8 protein-coding genes are annotated in these 9,722 nt (G+C 43.5%); 3 read left to right on the top strand and 5 right to left on the bottom strand.

Going from position 1 to position 9,722, the window contains the following annotated elements; translation table 11 throughout:
- Positions 1–52 precede the first annotated feature (52 nt).
- Positions 53–1,084, top strand: coding sequence for a dihydroorotase (gene pyrC / locus VEZ01S_RS08890; protein WP_021713701.1), 1,032 nt, complete (start codon positions 53–55; stop codon positions 1,082–1,084).
- Between the two features lie 95 nt (positions 1,085–1,179).
- Here the strand turns inward: pyrC and glpK are convergent, their stop codons facing one another.
- Positions 1,180–2,694 (bottom strand): glycerol kinase GlpK, encoded by a 1,515-nt coding sequence (glpK, locus tag VEZ01S_RS08885; protein WP_021713700.1) that lies wholly within the window; start codon positions 2,692–2,694, stop codon positions 1,180–1,182.
- A 296-nt stretch (positions 2,695–2,990) separates the two neighbouring features.
- Between glpK and glgC the strand changes: the two genes are divergently transcribed.
- Positions 2,991–4,208 (top strand): glucose-1-phosphate adenylyltransferase, encoded by a 1,218-nt coding sequence (gene glgC / locus VEZ01S_RS08880; protein ID WP_021713699.1) that lies wholly within the window; start codon positions 2,991–2,993, stop codon positions 4,206–4,208.
- Between the two features lie 3 nt (positions 4,209–4,211).
- Here glgC and VEZ01S_RS08875 read toward each other — a convergent pair whose 3' ends face one another.
- Positions 4,212–4,565, bottom strand: a complete 354-nt coding sequence (locus tag VEZ01S_RS08875; protein WP_021713698.1) for a DUF3024 domain-containing protein — start codon at positions 4,563–4,565, stop codon at positions 4,212–4,214.
- Between the two features lie 151 nt (positions 4,566–4,716).
- On the opposite strand from VEZ01S_RS08875, the gene VEZ01S_RS08870 reads away from it, so the two are divergent.
- Positions 4,717–5,544, top strand: coding sequence for a phosphate ABC transporter substrate-binding protein (locus VEZ01S_RS08870; protein ID WP_021713697.1), 828 nt, complete (start codon positions 4,717–4,719; stop codon positions 5,542–5,544).
- A gap of 81 nt (positions 5,545–5,625) precedes the next feature.
- On the opposite strand, the gene VEZ01S_RS08865 is transcribed toward VEZ01S_RS08870, so the two are convergent.
- The 3 genes from VEZ01S_RS08865 to VEZ01S_RS08855 form a co-directional block, all read right to left on the bottom strand.
- Complete coding sequence (locus VEZ01S_RS08865; RefSeq protein WP_021713696.1) at positions 5,626–6,312, bottom strand: MaoC family dehydratase; 687 nt, start codon at positions 6,310–6,312, stop codon at positions 5,626–5,628.
- Between the two features lie 157 nt (positions 6,313–6,469).
- Entirely contained in the window at positions 6,470–7,162 is a 693-nt protein-coding gene (locus tag VEZ01S_RS08860) for a class I SAM-dependent methyltransferase (RefSeq protein WP_021713695.1), read from the bottom strand.
- Positions 7,163–7,165: 3 nt separating this feature from the next.
- A complete protein-coding gene (locus tag VEZ01S_RS08855) occupies positions 7,166–9,526 on the bottom strand; it encodes a Lon protease family protein (protein ID WP_021713694.1) in 2,361 nt (786 codons plus the stop codon).
- Between the last annotated feature and the right edge of the window lie 196 nt (positions 9,527–9,722).

Here is a 9,722-nt window from a genome sequence, read left to right as displayed (position 1 = left end):
ATTTAGTACGATTGGTATTACACCTTTAGACTTTTTTGGCGGGAGCACAACTATGACCAACTTAACCATTACACGCCCAGATGATTGGCATGTACACCTTCGTGATGGTGATGTACTAAAAGATACAGTAAAAGACATTAGTCGCTACAATGGTCGCGCTTTAGTTATGCCCAATACCGTTCCGCCAACGACCAACACCGAACAAGCTATCGCCTACCTTGAACGCATCAATGCGCACAATCATAGTGATACTTTCAAACCGTTAATGTCTCTTTATCTAACTGATAACACAAGTAAAGAAGATATCCAACAAGCAAAAGAATCAGGTCAAGTTGTTGCATGTAAACTATACCCAGCAGGTGCAACAACCAACTCTGACTCTGGCGTAACAGACGCTAAAAAAATCTACCCTGTGTTAGAAGAGATGGAAAAACAAGGCATCCTACTGCTGATTCACGGTGAAGTGACTACGCACGATGTTGATATTTTTGATCGTGAAAAACAGTTCTTAGACACAGTATTAGCGCCTATCGTGAGCGATTTCCCAAATCTAAAAATCGTTGTTGAACACATCACTACGGCTGACGCGGTTAAGTTTGTGCAAAACGCCAATGATAACGTTGCCGCAACCATTACGGCGCACCACTTAATGTACAACCGTAACCACATGTTAGTGGGTGGCATTCGTCCACACTTTTACTGCTTACCAATTCTAAAGCGCAACAGCCATCAAAAAGCGTTAGTCGCTGCAGCAACCAGCGGTAGCAAGAAATTCTTCCTTGGTACGGACTCTGCGCCGCACGCTAAAGGTCGCAAAGAAACCGCTTGTGGTTGTGCGGGCTCTTACACAGCGCACGCATCACTAGAGCTTTACGCAGAAGTATTTGAAGCCGAAGGAAAACTAGAGCACCTAGAAGCTTTTGCTAGCCATAACGGCCCAGATTTCTACAACCTGCCACGCAACAGCGATACCGTAACTTTAGTGAAAGAAGAGTGGGCAGTAGCCGAAACTATGCCATTTGGTAGCGACATCGTCGTGCCAATTAAAGGCGGTGAAACCATCTCTTGGAAAGTGGAAGCTTAATTCCACCTCTCAAGGTAAAAAATACTTACACAAAGGGTTGCTCATTGGGCAACCCTTTCTTCATTTCAAGCTCTTCTTTACTTAAGCAAGCTAGACTATTCTTCGTCCTGCAATGAGCTCCACATTTGTGCGCACTTTATCGCACGTTTCCAACCCGCATATCGCTGAGTTCGTTTATCATTGTCATCCGAAGGAATATAACAGGTTTCTATTTCTGAGCGTCCGGCTAATTCTGACAAATCTTTCCAGTAACCTACACTTAAGCCCGCTAAGAACGCCGCCCCTAAAGCCGTCACTTCAGTCAATTGGGGACGTTGTACTTCGCAATTTAGTAAGTCAGATTGAAACTGCATTAAGAAATTATTTTGCGCCGCTCCCCCATCGACTCGTAATCGACTCAATGCAATGTGCGAGTCTGCTTGCATCGCCTGAATCACGTCAAGAGTCTGATAAGCAATACTTTCTAGTGTAGCGCGTACGATGTGTTCAGCGCTTGTCCCACGAGTAAGCCCCACCATAGTGCCACGGGCATATGGGTCCCAATAAGGTGCACCGAGTCCGGTAAATGCAGGGACGACATACACGCCGTCTGAAGAGTCCACTTTGTTGGCATAATATTCAGAATCTTTAGACTCGTTAAGTAGCCTTAACTCATCTCTTAGCCATTGAATCGAGGCACCTGCCATAAACACGGCGCCTTCTAGGGCGTAGCACGGCTTTCCGTTTTCATCGCAGGCCAATGTGCTCAATAGGCCATGTTGTGAGTCTACTTTTTGTTTGCCTGTATTCATTAACAAGAAACAACCCGTACCATAGGTATTTTTCACCTGACCCGGACTCACGCATCGATGACCGAATAGAGAGGCTTGTTGATCTCCAGCAATACCGGCGACTGGAATGCGTATTTCATTGTTTTCGCCGATGCAGGTTTCGCCAAATAAGCTGGATGAAGGCTTGACTTCCGGCAGCATAGATTTGGGAATATTCAATCGTTCAAGTATCTTCTCATCCCACTGCATCGTATTGATATTAAACATCATAGTGCGTGACGCATTGGTATAATCCGTCGCGTGCACCTTACCATGAGTAAGCTTCCACAATAGCCAAGTGTCCACAGTCCCAAACAGTAATTTATCGTTGTCTGCCAGTTGTCTTGCGCCGGATACATTGTCCAAGATCCATTTGATTTTACTGGCAGAGAAATACGGGTCTAAGACTAAACCGGTCGCCTCTTTGATGTATTCCTCCCAGCCTTGATCTTTTAGCCATTGGCACATCTGACTGGTGCGTCTGCATTGCCAAACAATCGCATTATAAACGGGTTTGCCCGTTTCTTTGTTCCATACAATGGTGGTTTCACGCTGATTAGTAATACCTATGCCAGCGATCTCTTCGCAGGCAATAGAGAGCTTATCCATTACATCAATAAGTGTTGAACGTTGCGATGAATAAATCTCCATCGGATCGTGTTCCACCCAACCCGCTTGTGGATAATATTGAGTAAATTCTCGTTGTGACTGAGCGACAATATTTGCTTGAGAATCAAATACGACTGCTCTTGAGCTGGTGGTGCCTTGATCTAGGGCGACAATGTAAGAGCCTGTGGCCATAGTGAATATCCTACTTTATTCGATTCAAAGAAATCATACACATCATCATAGCGATCGCCTGTCTGCTAAGCTCAATTATTGCATTAAAAAGTGACGTAAGTTGTCAAATTATCATTCATTGAATCCCATGCACTCAACATGTTGCACTAATATAGTACAAGTGCACTAAATGGAGTTTCATTCTGGTGCAAAGCAGAATCATCGACAGGTAAACCCCCTTTCAATCAATGGATTAGATGTTGGAATGGTTTTTGCTTAATTAATACAGTACCCAAAAATAACAAGGAAGTGTCGCCATGCAAGATACATTAACCGTCATTTTAGCCGGAGGCATGGGTTCTCGACTTGCACCGTTAACTCAAGACCGAGCAAAACCTGCTGTGCCCTTTGGCGGGAAATACCGCATTATCGATTTCACCCTCAGCAACTGCCTTCATTCTGGACTAAGACGATTGCTGGTATTGACTCAGTACAAATCACACTCATTACAAAAACATTTGCGCGATGGTTGGTCTATCTTCAACCCTGAACTGGGTGAATACATTACTGCGGTTCCACCGCAAATGAGAAAAGGCGATGCGTGGTATGAAGGTACCGCAGATGCGATCTATCAAAACCTGTGGCTACTATCACGCAGTGAGGCCAAACACGTTGTCGTGCTATCAGGGGATCACATTTACCGCATGGATTATCAACCCATGCTCAAGCAGCACAAAAAAACCAATGCGGCATTGACCATCGCTTGTATGGAAGTCCCCGCTCAAGAAGCCAGTGCGTTTGGTGTGGTAGGCAGCGCTGCAGACGGTCGTATTGTCTCCTTTTTAGAAAAACCATCCGAGCCACCGACGCTTTCAGACAACCCAAACAAAAGTTTGGTCTCTATGGGCATTTATATTTTCTCTATGGAAGCGTTAATTGATGCATTAGAAGAAGATGCCGCGATAGACACCTCCAGTCATGATTTTGGTCACGATATCATTCCTAAACTGATTGATAGTCAAAGTGTCTATGCGTATCGATTTGGCTCAGAAGAAGGCCGAGTATCACAAGATGTCTATTGGCGAGATGTGGGGACGGTTGATTCATTTTATCAAGCGAATATGGATCTGCTCGATCCCGTTCCCCCTATTGACCTCTATCAAGATGATTGGGGGATTCGCTCTTACGAGCAGCAACGTCCGCCTTCACGAACCGTTCCTTCGATCACGGGTAACCAAGGTATTTCAATCAACTCAATTGTTGCCAACGGTGTGGTGATCAGTGGCGGTTCAGTGCAGCGTTCTATTTTGTCTTCCAATGTAAAAATCAGTGATGGTGCCACCATCATGAACAGTATCTTGTTCGACGATGTAAAAATTGGCGAGCACTGCGAGCTAAGAAACTGCATTATCGACAAACACGTCAGCGTTCCTAATGGCACTAAGATAGGCTATGACCTACAACAAGATCGGGAACGATTTACCATTTCAGATCAAGGGATTGTCGTGGTACCAGAAGGCTATCACTTTGAGTGATTTTTACCAAATGAGCCCTTGAGGGTCGCTCTCCACCTCTTTTATCAGTTGGTGGAGCTGCGTGCCAAGAGAATCTATTGAGGGATGGGTATGCCATCCCTCAAACATATCGTATTGATCTCGGTGGGCAACCAGCAATGTCCATGCGTTCTGACGAACTAGGATTTTAGCCACTAAACAACGATGATCAGCCTGCTTGGAATCCAACTTAAAACACGTACGATAAAACTCAACCCCAGTATCAGACAATTCAAATTCTGCTTTACCCAAATCGACACTCACATTGTGATTGCGCGAACAACACGCCTCTGTCGCCAACTTAATGATTTGATGTCGCTCTATCTCTGATAGCTTCATGGTGACCTCATACTTATGGCATTGCGTAGTAGCAAACCTCAATCATACAAGTAAAAATGTGATAGATTTATCTTATGTGTCACAACCTTGTAACACAGGCATCTTACTTTGTATGGTGTCTATCATTATAGTTAGAAGAAAAAGGATGATTATGTTTAGAGTGGTTATCACGGCACTAGCTTGCCTGATAGTAAGTATAGGGAACGTACAAGCAGCTCAAATCAATGTCAGCGGTTCGACCTCAGTAGCACGCGTCATGGATATTTTGGCAGAAAATTTTAATCGCACCCATCAAGATACCTATATTGCAGTGCAAGGTGTTGGATCAACTGCGGGGATTTCTTTGGTCAAAAACAATGTGGCCGAGATCGGCATGAGTTCGCGACTGCTCACAGAAAGAGAGTATCAAGATAATTTAGTGGTGTTACCTTTTGCCTATGATGGGCTTGCAGTTGTAGTCAACCAGCAAAACAACATCTCAAACATTACGCGAGAGCAGCTCTATAAAATCTATACGGGGAAAATCACCAACTGGAAAGACGTGGGTGGCGCTGATCGCACTATCGCAGTGGTAACCAGAGAAACCTCTTCTGGATCTCGATACGCCTTTGAAGATCAAGTTGGCCTAACACGCGTTCTTAACGATCGCCGCGTATCTACCATCAGCCCAACCAGTTTGGTGGTCAGCACCAACAGTATGATGAAAACCCTGATCAGCTATAACCAACAAGCTATTGGCTTTATTAGCATGGGATCTATTGATGCATCGGTTAAACCACTGAACTTCGATGGCGTTGTACCAAATTCAGTTAATTTACTGAATAAGAGTTACGAACTGGCTCGTCCTTTTTTGATTTTCCATCATAAAGATCTAGAGGATAAGACCGCGTTAGAATTTGCTAAGTACGTAACCTCGAAAGAAGCAAGCATGATAATCGAAAATCAAGGTTATACCGCGCACTTGAGTAGCACTAAATAGCCTCTATATAAAAATGGCCAAAGCTAAGCTTTGGCCATTTTTAACAAATAGTTCTAATCACTCAGGTGATGACTTTAAGCATTAAAAGTATAAACGAATCACCGATTCCGCAACACACGCAGGGCGACGAACACCTTCAATTTCAACTTTCAGCTCTCGAGTGATCTCTAAGCCTTTTTGAATGGGTGTCACTTTGAGTAAACGGCTGTGAGCTCGGATATTACTCCCTACTCGAACAGGATACGGAAAACGAACACTGTTCATTCCCATGTTCACTGTCACTTTTGCCGTAGGAAACAGCGGTTTTTCAGGGTCGACAGCATCAGACAAACGAGGAAGCAGTGCCAGAGTTAAAAAACCATGAGCGATGGTCGATTTAAAAGGTGACTCTTGTTCTGCTTTTTCTGGGTTAGTATGAATCCATTGCATATCTTCAGTCACACGACCAAATGCATCCACACGTTCTTGATCAATACTAAACCAATCCCCCACATGCAACTCTTCACCAATCTTTTGTGAAAGCTCTAAATACAAAGCTTCCGCATCAGGCTTCATGTTGATGATATCTTGAACAGGGCTTATAACTTCTTCATTAACTGCAGGTTTTTGAAAATCTTTTCCCCATGCACGAAAAATGTGCTGTGCGTGGGCACGGCTCACTAATTCACTCCAATATTCTCGAAGTGAGGGGGACATCTTATCCATAAACTCCATATGATGTCTCGAAAGAGATCCTCGTTTGTGTTTAAGAATATCAACAACTTTCATGCACGCTCCAGTGAAGCTTAAGGTAGCTATAAGGGTCCGATTTTGAACTAAATCACATTTTAACTCAACATGTGAATGTTCTCTCACAGCAAATTAATCATAAAAATCAAAGTTCGACTGTTAATTATGCACAATTTTATCGCAATAATACAATTTTTTATAAAATGCAGTGCATATAGATAAAGCTGGGTTTGGTGGTTAAATTCAAATATGTCTCTCTATCTAATTCTGAGACTTTTGATGAAACACGACCTTCTGAAAAAACCGATACGGTAAACCCTGCCTCATGTACCGCCGAAAACAGTGCTTGTAGGCTTCGTCTATAAAAGCGAACAGTGACAGGTTCACCTACCGTATCCCAGGTTTCGACAATTTGTTCAGTCGCAAAATAGTTACCTGACGGTGACACAGAGAAGTCATTAATCGGGTGATGCGTGGAAAAGACAAAATGACCATTTGTGTTTAATACGCGCCTAATTTCATTGAAAAGTAGCCTAAAATCTTTAATATAGTGAATCATCAGTGGCGCAATCACCCAATCATATTGGGCGCTAGATTCAGCGGGTAAACCTATCGCAACGTCTTGAACGTATGCTTTAAAAGGCTGCGCATTTTCTCTAGCAATCGAGATCATTTCCTTGGATTGATCAATACAGGTAACTATGCCTCCCATCCCTTGAATGGCTTTAGCGTGTTCACCCGAACCACAGCCTAAATCCAACACTCGCTCTCCTGGAGTAATATTCAGTAACGAGAGTAAAGAAGGGCGCTCTAAATGCGCATTATAAATGTTATCTTGCACTGCTTTGGCATACGCATTGGCATGTTCAGTATACATGGGGTGACGCATTGACTATTTCCTTAAGGCGTTGAGTTTTGACTGAGCAATACCATAAATAGTCTCTATTGGGTAACTGCCTTCATCGGTTGCCGTACCCGCCTCCTTACCAGTAAACAATTGAATCGCTTCTGAGACATGTTCAATTGCCCAAATGTGAAACTCCCCTTTACTAACCGCCTGTAAAATATCACTTCGTAACATTAAGTTATGCACATTCGATTTGGGGATGATCACCCCCTGTGTTGCGATGCGGCCTTTTATTTTGCATACATCAAAAAAGCCTTCGATCTTTTCGTTCACTCCACCTATAGGTTGTGCTTCGCCAAACTGATTCATTGAACCCGTAATCGCAATATCTTGACGGTTAGGCTGTTTTGAAAAAGCCGATACCACGGCGCAAAATTCAGCCATACTGGCACTATCACCGTCCACTCCCCCATACGATTGCTCGAAGGTGATATTGGTTGTGAGGGGGATTTTTGCGGTTTTGCCAAACACCGACGAAAGATAAGCGGTTAAAATCATCACACCTTTTGAGTGAATACTCCCACCTAAATCAACATTACGTTCAATATCGATGACTTCGCCGCTACCGTAACTGGTGGTGGCGGTAATTCGGTTAGGCGCACCAAACATATGGTCACTGGTACTTAAAACCGACAGCGCGTTCACCTGACCTATCGCTTCGCCTTGAGCCTGCATTAAGGTGGTGCCATTGGTAAAGGTTTCCATCACGCTTTCTTGCAATCGACTAACTCTAGAGAGCTGATTTAACAGCGCTTTCTCAATATGGGTCGCACGAATTATATTCGCATTTGCAGTTCTGGCAATGTAGTTTGCTTCACGTAATAGATTGGCAACGTTAGCCGAATGCAGCGAAATTTTATTTTGATCTCCCGCAATTCTGGCACTGTATTCTATAATTCTTGCGATGGCTTTCTTGTCACAATGCAGCAATTTGTTGTCATGCACTATGCTCGAAATAAAACGAGTGTAGTGAAGCTCTGAGTCGTGATCTCGCTTCATTTCATCTTCGAAATCGGCACTGACCCGAAAGAGTTCAGCAAACTCCGAGTCATAATGTTGCAATAACTGATAGGTTCGATAATCACCAAACAAAATGATTTTCACATCTAAGGGAACAGGTTCAGGATCAAGGGAAACAGCTCCTGTCATTGTGACCTGTTTTTCCAACGCCGTTAAGTTCAACTCTCTTGAACGCAATGCTCGTTTAAGGCCATCCCAAACATAAGGCTGTTCAAGGACTTTGACAGCATCAATGAGTAACACTCCCCCGTTTGCTTTATGCAAAGCGCCCGCACGAATCAAAGAAAAATCGGTAAAAACGGTCCCCTTGAATGTCGCGGTTTCAACATACCCAAACAGCGAGTGATAATTGTGACTCTCTTCAATGATGATAGGCAGATCATCTTTTGCCTGTGAAACCAACACGTTAATCTTGTAGCGACGAGGCAACTTTTTATCAAGAGACGCAGTAGCGATCTCTCCCTGCTCGTTGCTTTCTTCGAGGAAAATATCTACATTTTCAATGACATCAGATTGAAGATCAATGAGGTACTGTTTTACCTCTGGGTATTTCTTATATTTACTTTTCAGCGTTTTGATAAAATGCCCAATGACATCTAAGGTCACATCTGAGTTCAGTTTCTGAATTTTATCGGTGTATTGCTCTTCCCATTCAGTGAGATCGCGAATGATATGTCGCAAAGAGATTTCTAGCGTATCAATGGTTTTATCAAATTTCGCTTGCGTCTTCTTATCAAGCAATGCAAACGACTCTTCCGTGTACGCCTCTTCACCATCTAGGGCAACAAACTGATAATCACCTTGTGCGGTGATCGTCAAACTGATGCTTTCTTCTTTGGCTTTTTTCGTCAATGCTTCCAGCGCTGTGGTTTGCTTATTTGCCAATTGATTTTTTAACCGATCGGCGCGGGAAAAATACATCTCGTTGTCAAAGGCCATCGGAATTGCTTTGAGCAACTTAGTCATTAGCTTTTCAATATCAATTCGCAGACTGTGCCCTATCCCTCTAGGCACTTTCAGTACTTTGGGGACACGAATATCTTCAAAATTAGCCACATAACACCAATCGTATAATTGGTGTTGATCAAAAGGGTGACGCTTTAGGTAGCGAAGTATCATTGTACGCTTGCCTAAACCATTACGGCCCATTGCATAAATGTTATAGCCTTTTTCGCGAATGGACATCGCAAACTCAACCGCTGATTGCGCTCGCTCTTGCCCAACAATTTCGTCAATAGGTGGAATATCTTTAGTCGATTTACAGGAAAATAAGTCCAAATCGGCAGTGCGATAGAGCTCGGATGAGGATAAAGAAGATATAGCCATAGTCACCTCAGTGTGAGAAATGGTGAATTACGAAAAGTAGGCTTAGCAGACAACACGATCTATTCTCCCCATATCCCCCTCGAATACATGCCATACAATGAGGGACACCATGAGGGTAATACCGATGAAGCCGAGCGTGTGTGATAACTCAACGATTAGCCAGCAATGTCCATTCGCCGAGCTACCACAGCCTGTG

Origin of the sequence: Vibrio ezurae NBRC 102218, from assembly GCF_000467185.1 — a bacterium.
Classification (GTDB): domain Bacteria; phylum Pseudomonadota; class Gammaproteobacteria; order Enterobacterales; family Vibrionaceae; genus Vibrio; species Vibrio ezurae.
Note: the sequence above shows the minus strand (reverse complement) of the source record. Positions and strands in the feature narration are given on the sequence as shown.

Excerpts from the sequence above, each read along its gene's own strand:
- VEZ01S_RS08855 (WP_021713694.1), bottom strand. The coding sequence starts at position 9,526 with ATGGCTATATCTTCTTTATCCTCATCCGAGCTCTATCGCACTGCCGAT.
- VEZ01S_RS08870 (WP_021713697.1), top strand. The coding sequence starts at position 4,717 with ATGTTTAGAGTGGTTATCACGGCACTAGCTTGCCTGATAGTAAGTATA.
- pyrC (WP_021713701.1), top strand. The coding sequence starts at position 53 with ATGACCAACTTAACCATTACACGCCCAGATGATTGGCATGTACACCTT.
- glgC (WP_021713699.1), top strand. The coding sequence starts at position 2,991 with ATGCAAGATACATTAACCGTCATTTTAGCCGGAGGCATGGGTTCTCGA.
- VEZ01S_RS08875 (WP_021713698.1), bottom strand. The coding sequence starts at position 4,565 with ATGAAGCTATCAGAGATAGAGCGACATCAAATCATTAAGTTGGCGACA.
- glpK (WP_021713700.1), bottom strand. The coding sequence starts at position 2,694 with ATGGCCACAGGCTCTTACATTGTCGCCCTAGATCAAGGCACCACCAGC.
- VEZ01S_RS08865 (WP_021713696.1), bottom strand. The coding sequence starts at position 6,312 with ATGAAAGTTGTTGATATTCTTAAACACAAACGAGGATCTCTTTCGAGA.
- VEZ01S_RS08860 (WP_021713695.1), bottom strand. The coding sequence starts at position 7,162 with ATGCGTCACCCCATGTATACTGAACATGCCAATGCGTATGCCAAAGCA.